We start from the raw sequence: 14,618 nt of genomic DNA, 5'->3' as shown, positions 1-14,618 counted from the left end.
GTTGGGTCTGGGGTATCCGGGTGGCCCGGCGCTGGCACGGCTGGCGGAGCAGGGAGATCCGGGGCGGTTTCGTTTCCCCCGGCCGATGACGGACCGGCCGGGGTTGGCATTCAGTTTTTCCGGTCTGAAGACGCGAGCGTTGACCACGTTGCAGGATCCGTCCCGGGATGCCCGGCTGGAGGCGGACGTGGCGCGGGCTTTCGAGGATGCGGTGGTGGATACCCTGGTGATCAAGTGCCGGCGGGCGTTGCACGCGGTGGGTGCGCAGCGTCTGGTGGTGGCCGGTGGCGTGGGGGCCAATCGGCGTCTGCGGGCGGCGTTGGCGGAGATGGTGGCCGAGGAGGGTGGGCAGGCGTTCTATCCGCGCATCGAGTTCTGTACGGACAACGGGGCGATGATCGCCCTGGCCGGTGCGCTGCGTCTGGCCGCCGGGGCGCGTTGCGGGCTGGAGATCCCGGCCCGCGCCCGCTGGGGGATCGATGAGCTGGTGCCGGTGTAGCGCCTTCGGTCGCCCTGTGGGCGCGGCCCTTGGCCGCGAAGCATGGCATCCCCGGCCACCGCTGCCATTCGTCGGGCCTAGGGCTGCTTTTTCTGCCCGATCTTGGGTTCCGTCTTGTTCATGATGCGGCGGATGTTGCCGGCGTGCCGTACATAGATGAAGGCCATCATGAGGCAGGCCGCGATGGTGACCCAGGCATCGCCCATGATCAGGGCCACCCAAATGGGGGCCGAGGTGGCGGCGGCCAGGGCGCCGATGGATGAGGTGCGGGTGCCGGCGGTGGCCAGCAGCCAGATGACCAGGGTGCACAGCCCCACCGCCCAGTGCAGGCCCAGCAGTACGCCCAGCCCGGTGGCCACGCCCTTGCCGCCCTTGAACTGATGAAACACCGGGAACAGATGGCCGAGGAATGCGGCCAGGGCCACCAGCGCCAGGGCCAGCCCTGTCAGCCCCAGTGCCTGGGCGACCAAGACCGGGATCAGCCCCTTGAGAAGATCGCCCGCCAGGGTGATGATGGCCGCTTTTTTGCCGCCGGAGCGCAGTACGTTGGTGGCGCCGGGGTTGCCGGACCCCTGGGTGCGGGGGTCGGGCAGGCCCAGGAGCTTGCAGGTGATGATGGCGGTGGAGATGGAGCCGATCAGGTAGGCGGCGATGGTCAGTATGATGGGCAGCAGCATGGGGTGGAGTATCCTCGCCGGCCTGGTGGACCGTTCGGGCGGTTGGGTTTGCCGCGCATGATAACCGAGAAAGTGCCTTAAAGCCCCTCTCCCCTTGTGGGAGAGGAGTTGGGGTGAGGGGTGAACGGTTTTAATGTACTTGTTCCGGAGAGCTTTGAGTGACTGCCGCTTTGAAGACCTGTTCCCTGGGGGACGGCCCGGCGCTGACCCTGGTCCATGGCTGGGGCCTCAACGCCGGGGTCTGGGAGGATCTGGCTCGCGCCCTGGCCGATGATTTTCAGGTCCACCGCGTGGATCTGCCCGGCCATGGCGCCGCCGCCGATGAGACCCGACTGGGGGATCTGGATACCCTGGCGGATCGCCTGGCCGTCACCCTGCCGGACGCCGGGTCCACCCTGGTGGGTTGGTCCCTGGGCGCCCTGGTGGCCTTGCAGGCCGCGGCGCGCCATCCGCAACGGGTTCACCGGGTCATCCTGGTGGCCGGCACGCCGCGCTTCGTGCAGGCCCCGGACTGGCCCCATGCCATGCGCCTGCCGATCCTGGATGCCTTTGCCCAGGGGTTGGCGGCCCAGTATCAGGTGACGCTGAACCGCTTTCTGGCCCTGCAGTTTCATGGCCTGCCCGATGCCCAGGCGACGCTGAAGACCCTGCGTGGCCGTCTGCTGGACAGCCCGCCCACGCCCAAGGCCCTGACCGAGGGGCTGGGACTGTTGCGGGACATGGACCTGCGCCCGACCCTGGCCGCCCTGCCATGTCCGGTGCATGCCGTGTTCGGCGAGTACGATACCCTGGTGCCCGCCGCCGCCGAGACGTCGTTCCGGGCGCTGCGGCCGACCATGCGCACCGCCGTGATCGAGGGTGCCGGCCATGCCCCGTTTCTGTCTCGACCGGCCGAATTCGAGGCCATTCTCCGGAGTTTTATGCATGACTGATCTCACCCGTTACCGCGTGGACAAGCAGCGGGTGCGCGCCACCTTTGACCGGGCCGCGACATCCTATGACGAAGCGGCCGTGCTGCAGAAGGAGGTCTGTGCAAGGTTGCTGGAGCGGCTGGAGTGGATCCGGCTGCAGCCGACGCGGGTGCTGGATGCGGGCACGGGAACGGGGCAGGGGCTGCACGGACTGCGTCGGCGTTATCGGGGTGCGCGGGTGGTGGGGCTGGATCTGTCGCCATCCATGCTGCAGCAGGTGAGAAAGGGCAGTGGTTGGTGGCGGCGGCCGGGCCTGGTGTGTGCCGATGTGGAGGCGTTGCCGTTTGCCGATGCCGGTTTTGATCTGATCTTTTCCAGTCTGACGATTCAGTGGTGCAATGATCTGGAGCGGACCTTTGCCGGGTTCCGGCGGGTGCTGGCCCCCGGCGGGTTGCTGATGTTCACGACCCTGGGGCCGGATACCCTCCATGAGCTGCGCTCGGCCTGGGAGGCGGTGGATGGCCATGCCCATGTGAACGCGTTTCTGGACATGCATGACGTGGGGGATGCTCTGGTGCGGGCCGGGTTTGCGGACCCGGTGATGGATGTGGAGCGGATCACGGTGACCTATCCGCAGATGCGGCGTTTGATGCGGGATCTGCAGGCGATCGGGGCCACCAATGCCTTGCTGGGGCGGGGGCGGGGGTTGACCACGCCATCGCGATTGCGGGCGGCGGAGGCGGCCTACGAGTCGTTCCGGACTGCGGAAGGGGTGTTGCCGGCCACCTATGAGGTGGTCTACGGGCATGCCTGGGTGACGGCCGCGCCGGCGCCCAGTCCGATGCCGGCGCGGGGGGTGATCCCGATTGCCCCGGGCTGATCAATCTTCCTGTTGCCCCTATCAATTCCATTGAGTCGAACCCTTTAATTCCTTGGGTTATAGTCGGATATGATGACCGCGGAGCCGACGATCGCCGGTTCGCAAAATTCCAGGGAAGGGTCTATACCCTTTATTAAAAAAAGGAAGACTCCAGAGACCTCGCCATGGCACAGACCTCCTCCGCCGACGCCGACCGCAGTCGTACCCAGGTCGCGCCTTCCGAGCAGTACAACTACGAAATCGTCAAGAAATTCACCATCATGACCCTCGTCTGGGGCGTGCTTGGCATGGGGGTGGGGGTGTGGATCGCCTCCCAGCTCGCCTTTCCCTTCCTGAACTTCGATATCCCGCAGATCACCTACGGCCGTTTCCGGCCGGTGCACACCACCCTGGTGATCTTCGGCTTCGGCGGCAACGCCCTCTTTGCCACGTCCTACTACATCGTGCAGCGAACCTGCCAGACCCGCCTGTTCGGGCCGAAGCTGGCGGAATTCACCTTCTGGGGCTGGAACCTGGCGGTGGCGCTGGGGGCGATCACCTACATGCTGGGCTACACTCAGGGACGGGAGTACGCCGAGTTCACCTGGCAGATCGATTTGCTCATCACCGTGGTCTGGGTGGCCTATTTCCTGGTCTATCTGATGACCCTGCTGCGCCGGACCCAGCCCCACATCTACGTGGCCAACTGGTTCTTCATGGCCTTCATCCTGGCCACGGCCATCCTGCACATCTTCAATAACCTGGCGATCCCGGTGAGCCTGTTCAGCCTGGAGTCCTATTCCCTGTTCTCCGGGGTGCAGGATGCCATGACCCAGTGGTGGTACGGCCATAACGCGGTGGGCTTCTTCCTGACCGCCGCCTTCCTGGGGATGATGTACTACTTCGTGCCCAAGCAGGCGGGTCGGCCCATCTATTCCTACCGGCTGTCCATCGTCCACTTCTGGGCTTTGGTGTTCCTGTACATGTGGGTGGGTGCCCACCACCTGCACTGGACGGCCCTGCCGGACTGGGTCTCCACCCTGGCGGCCACCTTCTCCATCCTGTTGCTGCTGCCCTCCTGGGGCGGGATGATCAACGGGATCATGACCCTCTCCGGGGCCTGGCACAAACTGCGCACCGATCCCATCATGCTGTTCCTGATCACTTCCCTGTCCTTTTACGGCATGGCCACCTTCGAAGGACCGATGATGTCGCTCAAGAGCGTGAATGCCCTGTCCCATTACACCGACTGGACCGTGGGACATGTGCATTCCGGGACCCTGGGCTGGGTGGCCATGATCACCTTCGGTTCCATGTATCACCTGATCCCGCGGCTGTGGGATACCCGGCTCTACAGCGTCCGCCTGGTGTACGTGCACTTCTTCCTGGCCACCATCGGCATCGTGCTCTACATCACCGCCATGTGGGTGGCGGGGATCGGGCAGGGCCTGATGCTGCGGGCCTTCGATGAGTTCGGCAATCTCTCCTATACCTTCATCGAGACGGTGGTGTTCCTGCATCAGCCCTATGTGGTTCGTGCCCTGGGGGGCGGGTTCTTCCTGGCCGGGATGCTGCTGATGGCCTACAACATCTACAAGACCATCGAACCGGTGCGTCGGGGGGCGGCTCGGCAGGCCGCGTCCGGCCGGGCCGACACGACGGCATCTGCTTCGCGGGCCTGACGGGGGAACTGCACCGCCATGAAACACGAAACCATAGAAACCAATGCCGGCCTGCTGATCGCCCTGACCCTGGTGGTGATCAGCATCGGGGGGCTGGTGGAGATCGTGCCCCTGTTCTACATCGACGATACCGTGGAGGAGGTGGAAGGGGTGCGTCCCTATACCCCGCTGGAACTGCGGGGCCGGGATCTTTACGTGCGTGAAGGGTGTTACACCTGCCATTCCCAGATGATCCGACCGTTCCGGGACGAGATGCTGCGTTACGGGCATTATTCCCTGGCGGCGGAATCCATGTATGACCATCCCTTCCAGTGGGGCTCCAAGCGCACCGGACCGGATCTGGCCCGGGTGGGGGGCAAGTATTCCAACGACTGGCACGCCCGCCACCTGATCGAGCCTCGTGCCGTGGTGCCCGAGTCCATCATGCCCGGCTATCCCTGGCTGGCGCGGCGGGATCTGCGCTATGGCGACATTGAGCAGCGCATGCGCGCCCTGCGCATCGCCGGGGTACCCTATTCCCTGACCGAGGAGGAGTTTGCCGCCAATGTGGAACGCTTCGGCGAGGAGACGGCACGGCAACTGGACATTACCCGCGCCCGGGAGAACCTGGAGGCCCAGGCCCGGCGCGGAAACTACGATGGGGACCCCTCCCGGATCACGGAGATGGATGCCATGGTGGCCTATCTGCAGATGTTGGGGACCCTGGTGGACTTCACCCGGTATGACGAAGGGTACTTCGTGGAATTCAGGTAGTTTTGATGTGGGAGGTTCTTATGGATCTCTGGTCTTGGATCACGGATCTCAATAACAGCAAGATGGTGGCCCTGCTGCTGTTTTTCAGCACCTTCGTCGGCATCCTGATTTATCTGTTTTCCAGCCGCAAGCGGTCGGAGCGGCTGGAGTCCTACCGGTACATTCCCTTTGACGACGATGAGCCGGATCAAAAGCACCAAGACGAGAAACAGTCATGAACGAACCCGGACACGAGCAGCAGTCGGCCTCCGGCAAGCCGGGGGGTGTGAAAACCACCGGCCACGTCTGGGACGATGACCTGCGCGAGTACAACAACCCTTTGCCGCGCTGGTGGCTGTGGAGCTTCTACGCCACGGTGGTGTTTTCCCTGATCTACTGGCTGCTGTACCCCGCCTGGCCCATTGCCGGGACCTATACCAAGGGGATTTCCTGGATCAATTACGAGGTGGAGGGTGAGCCCCAGCGTAGCCACTGGAACAGCCGGGCGCTGCTGGTGCGGGAGATGCAGACCAGTGATGCGGCGGTGCGTCAGCGGGAGTTTCTGCAGGTGATCGCGGCGGCGGACCATGACACGGTGCTGTCCGATACGGACATGCTGGCGTTCGTGAATTCCTATGCCCGGGGGATTTTCGGTGACTTCTGCGCCGCCTGTCATCAGACCGGGGGCGCGGGCATCATCGGTCTGTATCCGAACCTGGCGGACGACAACTGGCACTGGGGCGGTACCATCCAGGCCATCGAACAGACCATCACCCGGGGACGTATGGGTTACATGCCCCCTTACCGCGAAACCTTCGATGACCAGCAGGCCGATGCGGTGGCCGCCTATGTGCTGAGCCTGGCCGGACACGAGGGCGGGGATCCGGAGCAGGTGAGCCTGGGCGGGTCCATCTACCAGGGTTACGAGGGCGGCTGTTATGCCTGTCATGGCCGCGAGGGGCTGGGGCTCAAGTCTCAGGGGGCGCCGAATCTGACCAACGACATTTGGCAGAACATCGATGTGACGGGTGCGCAAAGCCATGCCGAGCGTCAGGCCCTGGTTCGGGACCTGATCCTGCGCGGGGTGCAGCGGGAGATGCCCGCCTTCGGTGATCGGCTTTCCCCGGCGGAGATCCGGGTGCTGGCCACCTATGTGCATCAACTGGGTGGGGGGCTTTAACCGCAGTATGGAGATTGAATGTCCGAGCAATACCAGGCCCGTATTCCCATCTATCCCCGCAGCGTCAAGGGCCGTTTTCGCAACCTGAAATGGGCCGTTCTGGCTCTGGCCTACGGGGTGTTCTTCTTGTTGCCCTGGGTCCGCTGGGAACGGGCATTCGGGCCTGACCAGGCGGTGCTGTTCGATATCCCCGGCCGGCGTTTTTATCTCTTCGACCTGCTGGTCCATCCCCAGGATATCTTCTGGCTGGCGGCGGTGCTCATCATCCTGGCCCTGCTGCTGTTCATGGTCACCGGGCTGGCAGGGCGGGTTTTCTGCGGCTATTTCTGCTTTCAGACCCTGTGGACCGATGTGTTCATGGCCATCGAGCGGGGCATCCAGGGTGACCGCGGCGCCCGCATGCGCCTGGACCGGTCGGGCTGGACTGTCCGGCGATTCCTGAAAAAGGGCGCGACCCATGCCGCCTGGCTGGGGGTGGCCTTTCTCACCGGGCTGACCTTCACCCTCTACTGGGCCGATGCGCCCGCCCTGACGGCGGCCTTCTTTGCCGGACAGGCGCCCTTTGCCGCTTACGTGACCACCGGGTTTCTCACCTTGACCACCTGGCTGCTGGCCGGGGTGCTGAGGGAGCAGGTCTGTACCTACATGTGCCCCTATGCCCGGTTCCAGAGTGTGATGTTCGACCGGGATACCCTCATCATTTCCTATGACCGCGACCGTGGGGAGGGGACCGCGGGGCGGGCCACCCTGCGGGCCGGGGGGCGTGACCTGACGACGCGCCGGGCCGCCGGGGTCGGTGACTGCATCGACTGCGATTACTGTGTACAGGTGTGTCCGGTGGGTATCGATATCCGTGACGGTCTGCAGTACCAGTGCATCCACTGTGGCCTGTGCGTGGACGCCTGTGATGCGGTGATGGATCGCCTCAAGTGGCCTAGGGGGTTGGTGCGGTATACCTCCGAGCATGCCCTGGAGGGCCGCAAGACCCGGTGGCTCAAGCCCAAGACCCTGGGTTACGGGTTGCCGCTGTTGCTGATCACGGCGCTCCTGGTCTGGGGGGTGGCCCATCAGGCACCGCTGGATGCCTCGGTGAATCAGGTCCGTCAGCCGCTGTTTGTGCGTCTGTCGGATGGTTCGATCCAGAACAGTTACGAGATCAAGGTGAACAACAAGACCCAGCACCCCATGACTCTGGAGGTGCGGGTGTCGGGGCTGGACGGGGCGGTGCTGGACATGGGGCGGATCGAGCGAGTGACGCTGATGCCGGAGCATCGGACCACATTGCTGGCCCGGGTGCGTTATCAGGCCCCGACGGGGGCGGCGCGCCGGCAGGTACTGGTGTTTGAGCTGGTGCCGGTGATGCCGGAGGGGCTGGAGCCGGTGCTGGTGGGATCGCAGTTCATACTGAGATAGGTTTTAACCGGAGACACGATCATGGATTCACTCGTCCTCAGCCTGGGTCTTGGCGTCGGCGCCGCCATGGTGCTGTTCTTCGTCCTCTACCGCTTCACTCGTCTGCGGGCCTACCAGGTGTCCCTCACGGTGCTGGCGGCGGTGCTGCTGGTGTTCATCCCCGTCTCCATCGTGTTCTGGCCTGGCGCCGATGTCTTTGCCATCCATCTGGCCCTCTACATGATCACCCCCTATGGCCTGGGCATCATCATGTCCCAGTTGGAAAACCAGAAGACTCGCGACAGCCGGCAGGCCGGTCGGCTGCGCATCCACTGGGCACCCGCCGCCATCGTGGGCTTCTTCATCGTCATCGCCACCGTGAACGGCATCCTCGTGACCCTGGCCCACCAGGGCATGCCCAGCGGCATGGTGGGGAGACTCCTGCCCGAACCCCGCAGCGGGGCCGAACAGGTGACGTCCTTCTTTCCCGGCACCGCCGCCCACATCTCCCACAAGAATCAGGCCCTGGCCCAGAAGTACATGGAACAGGCCCGGATCCAGGCCGAGCGGGGCTGGCAGGTGCGTCAGGGCTGGCTGGAGGCCCCCCGTCTGGACAGGGACAGCATCTTCCAGGTGAAGGTCACGGACCGTACCGGTGCGCCGGTCAGCCGGGCGCTGGTGGCGGGGGAGTTCATGCGCCCCTCCGATGAACGCCTGGATCAGACCTTCCACATGACCGAAATCGGTCCCGGCCTGTATCAGGCCCGGTTGCGCTTTCCCGCTCCCGGCCGCTGGGATCTGCTGCTGCAGGTCCGCCGGGGGGAGGCCCTGCACGAACAGCGGGGCATGACCTCGGTGCGTGAAGGGTGAACGTGATCCTGCAATCCGCCTTTGAGGCGGGCACGCCGGGCGCGGCTCGGTCCTGCTTTCACTGCGGCCTGCCGGTGCCCGCAGGCACGGATTTCAGCCTGACCGTGGAGGGGGAAGCACAGGCCTTCTGCTGCCCCGGTTGCCGGGCAGTGGCGGCGGCCATCATCGATGCCGGTCTGGCCGATTATTACCGCCATCGCACCGAAAAGGCCGGCGCTCCGCCGGATCCCGCCGCGGCCCTGGATGCCCTGGCCCTCTACGACAGCGAGCAGGTACAGCGCAGTTTTGTGCATGTGACGCCGGGGAATTTGCGGGAGGCCTCGCTGATGCTGGAGGGCATCGTCTGTGCCGCCTGCGTCTGGCTGAGTGAACGTCATGTGCAGGCTTTGCCGGGGGTGGTGTCTTTTGCCGTGAACTATTCAACCCATCGCGCCCGAGTGCGATGGGATCAGAGCCGGATCAGCCTCAGCGCCATCCTGAGGGCCATCACGGAGATCGGTTACCGGGCCCATCCGTTTGATCCCGGACGCCGGGAGGCGGTCTTTCGCAAGGAGCGGGACCGGGCCTTGCGGCGTCTGGCGGTGGCAGGCCTGGGGATGATGCAGGTGATGATGATCGCCGTGGCCCTGTGGCTGGGCCATGGGGTGCCCGGCCAGGACGACATGATGCAGTTCCTGCGCTGGGTGGCCATGCTGGTGGCGGCACCGGTGGTGTTCTATGCCGGGGCCGGTTTCTTTGTGTCCGCCTGGCGGGACCTGCGTCGGCGACGCCTGGGGATGGACGTGCCGGTGGCCCTGGCCATCGGTTCCACCTTTGTCGCCAGCGCCTGGGCCACGGTGACCGGGCATCCGGAACATGTGTATTTCGAGTCGGTAACCATGTTCGTGTTCTTCCTGCTCACCGGGCGGTATCTGGAGATGGCGGCCCGTCAGCGGGCAGGTCAGGCCACCGAATCCCTGGGGCGCCTGCTGCCGACGGTGGCCACCCGTATCGGGGAGACGGGCGATGAGGAGGTGCCGGTGACCGAATTGCTGCCCGGAGACCGGGTGCGGGTCAGGCCGGGGGCGCCGGTGCCGGCGGACGGGGTGGTGCTCTTGGGGACCTCCAGCGTGGACGAGTCTTTACTCACGGGCGAGAGCCTGCCCCGGCGCCGGTCGGCGGGGGATACCCTGGTGGGCGGCACGGTGAATGTGGAAAGCCCGCTGGTGATGCGGGTGGACCAGGTGGGGCAGGAGACGGTGCTCTCATCCATCCAGCGCCTGCTGGCGCGGGCGCAGACGGAAAAGCCCCCCATGGCCCGGCTGGCGGAACGGGGTACGGGCTGGTTCGTGGGGGCGGTCCTGTTGCTGACCCTGGTGACGGGGCTGGTGTGGTGGCTGTGGGTGGATCCTGCCCGCGCCTTCTGGGTGATGGTGACCATGCTGGTGGTGAGTTGTCCCTGTGCCCTGGCCCTGGCCACCCCGGCGGCGATCACGGCGGCCACCGGGGCACTGACCGGCCGCGGCCTGTTGACGGCCCGGGGGCAGGCCCTGGAACACCTGGCCGGGATCACGGATGTGGTGTTCGACAAGACCGGGACCTTGACCGAGGGACGCCTGAGCCTGCGGACGGTGGCGGTGCTGGGGGATGTGGATGAAGCCGGTTGCCTGAAATATGCCCGCATCCTGGAGGCCGGTTCCGAGCATCCGGTGGGGCGGGTGTTTCAGCGGGTCGGGGCGGGTGGCGGATCGGGGCCGATAGAGGCCGCCGGAGAGATCCGCGCCCATCCCGGCCGGGGCATGGAAGGGGTGATCCGGGGCCGTCGGCTGCGCATCGGCGCGCCGGGTTTTGTCCGTGAGCTCGGCCCCGATGCCGTCGATGACCCACGTCTGGCGCGTCTGGTCGGGCAATGGCCCCATGCGGGGCATGTGGTGTTGGGCGACGATCAGGGCCTGCTGGCGGCCTTCGTGCTGGAGGACCGTACCCGCCCGGATGCCCTGGCAGCGGTGACGGGACTCAAGGCTCGGGGCATCACCGTGCATCTGTTTTCGGGGGATGCCCCGGTGGCGGTGTCCTTTCTGGCCCGGCAACTGGGGATCGAGGATGCCCGGGGCGGCCTGTCTCCGGCGGACAAGCTGGCGGCCCTGGAGGCGTTGCAGTCGGCAGGCCGGGTGGTGGCCATGGTGGGGGATGGCGTCAATGATGCCCCGGTGCTGTCCAAGGCCCATGTGTCGGTGGCCATGGCGGGCGGGACGCAGCTGGCCCAGTCGGGGGCGGACATGATCCTGTATCGGGATCAGCCCGGGGTGCTGCCGGCCGGGGTGGACAAGGCCCGGGAGACGGTGGCCGTGATCCGGCAGAACATCCGCTGGGCCATCGGTTACAACGCCCTGGCGCTGCCGGTGGCGGCGGCGGGACTGCTCACGCCCTGGCTGGCGGCCCTGGGGATGTCCTTGAGTTCGCTGGTGGTGGTGGTGAATGCATTGCGGTTACGGGATTCACGCTGATGGAAATGCTCTACATTCTGATCCCCCTGGGGATGATTTTTCTCGGCCTGGCCCTGGCGGCGTTCCTGTGGACGGTGCGATCCGGTCAGTACGACGATATGGAGGGTCCGGCGCATCGGATCCTGATGGATGACGATGACCCGCGGATTCCGCGCCGTCGTCGGGATGACAAACCCGGTTCCGGGGAGGGTGAGTGATGAACAAGTTGATCGAGTGGGGGCGGGCGCTGCGGCGTCTGCCGGTGCTGAATCACCCCATGTTCAGTTTTGACAATGCGGCCATGACGTTCATTGTGGTGCTGGTTGTGGTGTCGTGGCTGAGTTTTCTGTCCGTGATTGTGTTCGGGCGTTGAGCCGGGGTTGGGGTGAGGGGGTGGGAACTCTTCATCACGGTTAGCACTCCAACCTCGCGAGTGCTAAACTCGCAGCATTCCGCTTGGAATTGGGGAGGATCGCAATCCATGACAACCGCACTGACTCCGGCAGCCAGCCACCTTGCTGTCCCGGTCGGGGATCTGGACAGCTACATCTCGGCCGTCATCCGGCTGCCGGTACTGGAGGCCGAGGAAGAGCAGGCCCTGGCCCGCCGCCTGCGGGACGAACAGGACCTGGAGGCCGCCCGCAAGCTGGTGATGCATAACCTGCGCTTTGTGGTCCATATCGCCCGCGGCTATTCCGGCTACGGCCTGAATCTGGGTGACCTGATTCAGGAAGGCAACATCGGCCTGATGAAGGCGGTCAAGCGCTTTGATCCGGACATGAATGTGCGCCTGATCTCCTTTGCCGTCCACTGGATCCGGGCCGAGATCCATGAATTCGTGCTGCGTAACTGGCGCATCGTCAAGGTGGCCACCACCAAGGCCCAGCGCAAGCTGTTCTTCAACCTGCGTGGCGCCAAGCAGCGTCTGGGTTGGTTCAGTCAGGATGAGGTGGAGACCGTGGCCAATGACCTGGGGGTATCCGCCCGGGAAGTGATGGAGATGGAGTCCCGCCTGGCCGGCCGTGACGTATGTTTTGATCCGGAACCGGATGATGAAGGTACGTATACCGCCGCCCCGGCGGATGTGCTGATGGATCACGAGGGTGATCCGGCGACGTTGATGGAACGCACCGATTGGGACAGTTATCACCAGGCCCGCCTGCAGCAGGCTCTGGCCGCCCTGGACGAGCGCAGCCGGGCCATTCTGGCGCGCCGCTGGCTGGCGGAGGAGAAGGCGACCCTCCACGAACTGGCGGCGGAGTACGGGGTGTCGGCGGAGCGGATTCGGCAGCTTGAAAGCAATTCCATTCGCAAGTTGCGTCAGGCGATGGCGGCTTAACTCCGGCTCCAGATACTCGTCACTCCCGCGAAGGCGGGAGTCCAGGGTTTTGTGAGTCTGTCACTGGATTCCCGCTTCCGCGGGAATGACGTGGGACTTTGCGGGGATGACGCGAGACTTCCATGGGGATGCCGTGGGATTTTCATGGGAATGACGTGGGACTTTGCGGGAATGCGTCATTCACTCGTCACTCCCGCGAAGGCGGGAGTCCAGGGTTTGTGAGTCTGTCACTGGATTCCCGCTTCCGCGGGAATGACGTGGGACTTTGCGGGGATAGCGCGGGACTTCCATCGGAATGCCGCGGGATTTTTCGAGGATGCGTGAGGCTTTGCGGTAACGCGTGAGGCTTTCGCGGGAATGGGTGTGTTTGGAATATGCCTAACGGGGTTCGATGTGGCGCAGGTGCTGGTTCACCGTGATCCATGACCCCGCCAGTCCCAGCAGCGCGCCCAGCCCGAGCAGGGCCAGGGTGCCCTGAAAACCCAGGCCGCCGAGGCGCCATTCCCCACCGTAGAGCTGCGACAGGGCCTGCACCGGCCCGGACAGCAGCAGGATGGTGATGGTCACGATCACCACCGCCAGCATGGCGCCTCCCAGTCCCAGCCACAGCCCACCATAAAGAAACGGACGCCGGATGAAGGCGTCCGTCGCCCCCACCAGCTTGGCTACCTCGATCTCTTCCCGTCGATTCTGCACGTCCAGCCGGATGGTGTTGCCCACCACCAGCAATACCCCCAATCCCAGCAGCAGGGACAGCACGAGCGTGGCGCGCTGCAGCATCTCCATGATGGAAAACAGGCGCTGTACCCATTGCAGGTCCATGAGCGCCCGGGAAACCTCCGGCATGTTGTTCAGGGCGTTGACCAGCCCTTCCAGGGCTGTTGTGGAGCCGTGCTCCAGCGCCGGTGTCACCAGGATCAGGGGCGGCAGGGGATTTTCGCCCAGGGTGTCCAGGGCCTCGGCAAAGCCGGAATGGGCACGAAACTCCTCCAGGGCCTCGGCGCGGGTGACGGGCAGGGCCACGGCCACGTCGGGGCGTTGGGCCAGGCGGGTGGCCAGGGCCGGCAGCTGTTCATCCGCCACTGAATCCTGGAGGAATACTGAGATCTGCGCCGTTTGGGACCACTGGGGGCTGACTTGCTGAAGATTGTTCAACACCACATGAAAGAGGGTTGGCAGGGTCAGGGCGACGGCGATCACCAGCAGGGTCAGGGCGCTGGAGAAGGGGGCACGGTAGAGCTTGCCCAGGCTGAACACCAGGGCCCGCAGATGGTTGATGCCGTAGGCCTGGAACCGGGCATGGACCGGCGGTAGGGTCAGGGCGCGACGGCGTTTCATGCCTCCGCCTCCCGGCGCTGGAGGCGGCCTTCATTGAGATGCACCATGGGCTTGCCCAGGGACGAGATCAGGTTCAGGTCGTGGCTGGCGACCAGGACCGTGGTACCCACCTGATTGAAGCGCAGGAACAGCTGCATGATCTCCCGGGACAGGTGAGGGTCCAGGTTGCCGGTGGGTTCGTCCGCCAGCAGGATGGCGGGCTTGTGGACCACGGCGCGGGCGATACCCACCCGCTGCTGTTCGCCGGTGGACAGGGTGACGGGTTCGGCGTTCTCCTTGTGCAGCAGCCCCACCTTGTCCAGGGCGGCGCGGACGCGACGGGCGATTTCCGGCTGCCGGTAGCCCTGGATCACCAGGGGCAGGGCCACGTTGTCGAAGACGCTGCGGTCGTGGAGCAGGTGGTGATCCTGGAAGATGATGCCGATCTGGCGCCGGAAGTAGGGCACCTGACGACCGGACAAAGATTCCAGGTTCTGACCGTTGACCACGATCTGGCCCCGGCTGGGGCGCTCGATCAGCGAGATGAGTTTGAGCAGGGTACTCTTGCCGGCCCCGGAGTGGCCGGTGAGGAAGGCCATGGCGCCCCGGTCCAGACTCAGGTTGATCCGGGACAGGGCCTCATGGCCGTTGGGGTAGCGCTTGGTGACGTTGCGCAGCAGGATCATGAGGCCATG

The 14,618-nt window shown here is 65.1% G+C and carries 16 protein-coding genes; 13 read left to right on the top strand and 3 right to left on the bottom strand.

Annotated elements, in window-relative coordinates:
* Window positions 1-499, top strand: a 499-nt coding sequence (locus LQ952_RS06115) for a Kae1-like domain-containing protein (RefSeq protein WP_488349781.1), incomplete at its 5' end; no start/stop codon positions are given.
* Between the two features lie 77 nt (window positions 500-576).
* Here LQ952_RS06115 and plsY read toward each other — a convergent pair.
* On the bottom strand, window positions 577-1,176 hold the full coding sequence (gene plsY / locus LQ952_RS06110; protein WP_238621769.1) for a glycerol-3-phosphate 1-O-acyltransferase PlsY: 600 nt from the start codon (window positions 1,174-1,176) through the stop codon (window positions 577-579).
* A gap of 158 nt (window positions 1,177-1,334) precedes the next feature.
* Here plsY and bioH point away from each other — a divergent pair, with 158 nt between their 5' ends.
* The 12 genes from bioH (at window position 1,335) to rpoH (ending at window position 12,606) form a co-directional block, all read left to right on the top strand.
* Window positions 1,335-2,108, top strand: coding sequence for a pimeloyl-ACP methyl ester esterase BioH (bioH, locus tag LQ952_RS06105; RefSeq protein WP_238621768.1), 774 nt, complete (start codon window positions 1,335-1,337; stop codon window positions 2,106-2,108).
* Complete coding sequence (gene bioC / locus LQ952_RS06100; protein WP_238621767.1) at window positions 2,101-2,967, top strand: malonyl-ACP O-methyltransferase BioC; 867 nt, start codon at window positions 2,101-2,103, stop codon at window positions 2,965-2,967. Before bioH ends, bioC begins: the two co-directional genes overlap by 8 nt.
* A 164-nt stretch (window positions 2,968-3,131) precedes the next feature.
* Window positions 3,132-4,628: a cytochrome-c oxidase, cbb3-type subunit I gene (ccoN, locus tag LQ952_RS06095; protein ID WP_238621766.1), complete on the top strand. Its 1,497-nt coding sequence runs from the start codon at window positions 3,132-3,134 to the stop codon at window positions 4,626-4,628.
* Between the two features lie 18 nt (window positions 4,629-4,646).
* Entirely contained in the window at window positions 4,647-5,381 is a 735-nt protein-coding gene (gene ccoO, locus LQ952_RS06090) for a cytochrome-c oxidase, cbb3-type subunit II (protein ID WP_238621765.1), read from the top strand.
* Window positions 5,382-5,401: 20 nt separating this feature from the next.
* Window positions 5,402-5,599 carry a cbb3-type cytochrome oxidase subunit 3 gene (locus tag LQ952_RS06085; RefSeq protein ID WP_238621764.1) on the top strand — a complete coding sequence of 66 codons (198 nt, stop codon included), beginning with the start codon at window positions 5,402-5,404 and terminating at the stop codon, window positions 5,597-5,599.
* Entirely contained in the window at window positions 5,596-6,540 is a 945-nt protein-coding gene (gene ccoP / locus LQ952_RS06080) for a cytochrome-c oxidase, cbb3-type subunit III (RefSeq protein WP_238621763.1), read from the top strand. Before LQ952_RS06085 ends, ccoP begins: the two co-directional genes overlap by 4 nt.
* Window positions 6,541-6,558: 18 nt before the next feature.
* A complete protein-coding gene (ccoG, locus tag LQ952_RS06075; protein ID WP_238621762.1) occupies window positions 6,559-7,953 on the top strand; it encodes a cytochrome c oxidase accessory protein CcoG in 1,395 nt (464 codons plus the stop codon).
* Between the two features lie 21 nt (window positions 7,954-7,974).
* On the top strand, window positions 7,975-8,802 hold the full coding sequence (locus LQ952_RS06070; protein WP_238621761.1) for a FixH family protein: 828 nt from the start codon (window positions 7,975-7,977) through the stop codon (window positions 8,800-8,802).
* A complete protein-coding gene (locus LQ952_RS06065; RefSeq protein ID WP_430733757.1) occupies window positions 8,799-11,288 on the top strand; it encodes a heavy metal translocating P-type ATPase in 2,490 nt (829 codons plus the stop codon). The genes LQ952_RS06070 and LQ952_RS06065 overlap by 4 nt, the downstream gene beginning before the upstream one ends.
* Window positions 11,288-11,485: a cbb3-type cytochrome oxidase assembly protein CcoS gene (gene ccoS, locus LQ952_RS06060; protein ID WP_238621759.1), complete on the top strand. Its 198-nt coding sequence runs from the start codon at window positions 11,288-11,290 to the stop codon at window positions 11,483-11,485. The genes LQ952_RS06065 and ccoS overlap by 1 nt, the downstream gene beginning before the upstream one ends.
* Complete coding sequence (locus LQ952_RS06055; RefSeq protein WP_238621773.1) at window positions 11,485-11,640, top strand: hypothetical protein; 156 nt, start codon at window positions 11,485-11,487, stop codon at window positions 11,638-11,640. Before ccoS ends, LQ952_RS06055 begins: the two co-directional genes overlap by 1 nt.
* Window positions 11,641-11,748: 108 nt before the next feature.
* Window positions 11,749-12,606: an RNA polymerase sigma factor RpoH gene (gene rpoH, locus LQ952_RS06050; RefSeq protein WP_238621758.1), complete on the top strand. Its 858-nt coding sequence runs from the start codon at window positions 11,749-11,751 to the stop codon at window positions 12,604-12,606.
* Window positions 12,607-12,984: 378 nt separating this feature from the next.
* Here rpoH and ftsX read toward each other — a convergent pair whose 3' ends face one another.
* Both ftsX and ftsE read right to left on the bottom strand, forming a co-directional pair.
* Window positions 12,985-13,944: a permease-like cell division protein FtsX gene (ftsX, locus tag LQ952_RS06045; RefSeq protein WP_238621757.1), complete on the bottom strand. Its 960-nt coding sequence runs from the start codon at window positions 13,942-13,944 to the stop codon at window positions 12,985-12,987.
* The gene (ftsE, locus tag LQ952_RS06040; RefSeq protein ID WP_238621756.1) at window positions 13,941-14,609 is read right to left on the bottom strand and encodes a cell division ATP-binding protein FtsE; all 669 of its coding nucleotides are present in this window, start codon (window positions 14,607-14,609) and stop codon (window positions 13,941-13,943) included. The genes ftsX and ftsE overlap by 4 nt, the downstream gene beginning before the upstream one ends.
* Between the last annotated feature and the right edge of the window lie 9 nt (window positions 14,610-14,618).

Source organism: Ectothiorhodospira lacustris (assembly GCF_022227785.1).
Lineage (GTDB): Bacteria > Pseudomonadota > Gammaproteobacteria > Ectothiorhodospirales > Ectothiorhodospiraceae > Ectothiorhodospira > Ectothiorhodospira lacustris.
The sequence above is the reverse complement of the archived record's forward strand: the minus strand, read 5'-3'. Positions and strand labels throughout refer to the sequence as shown.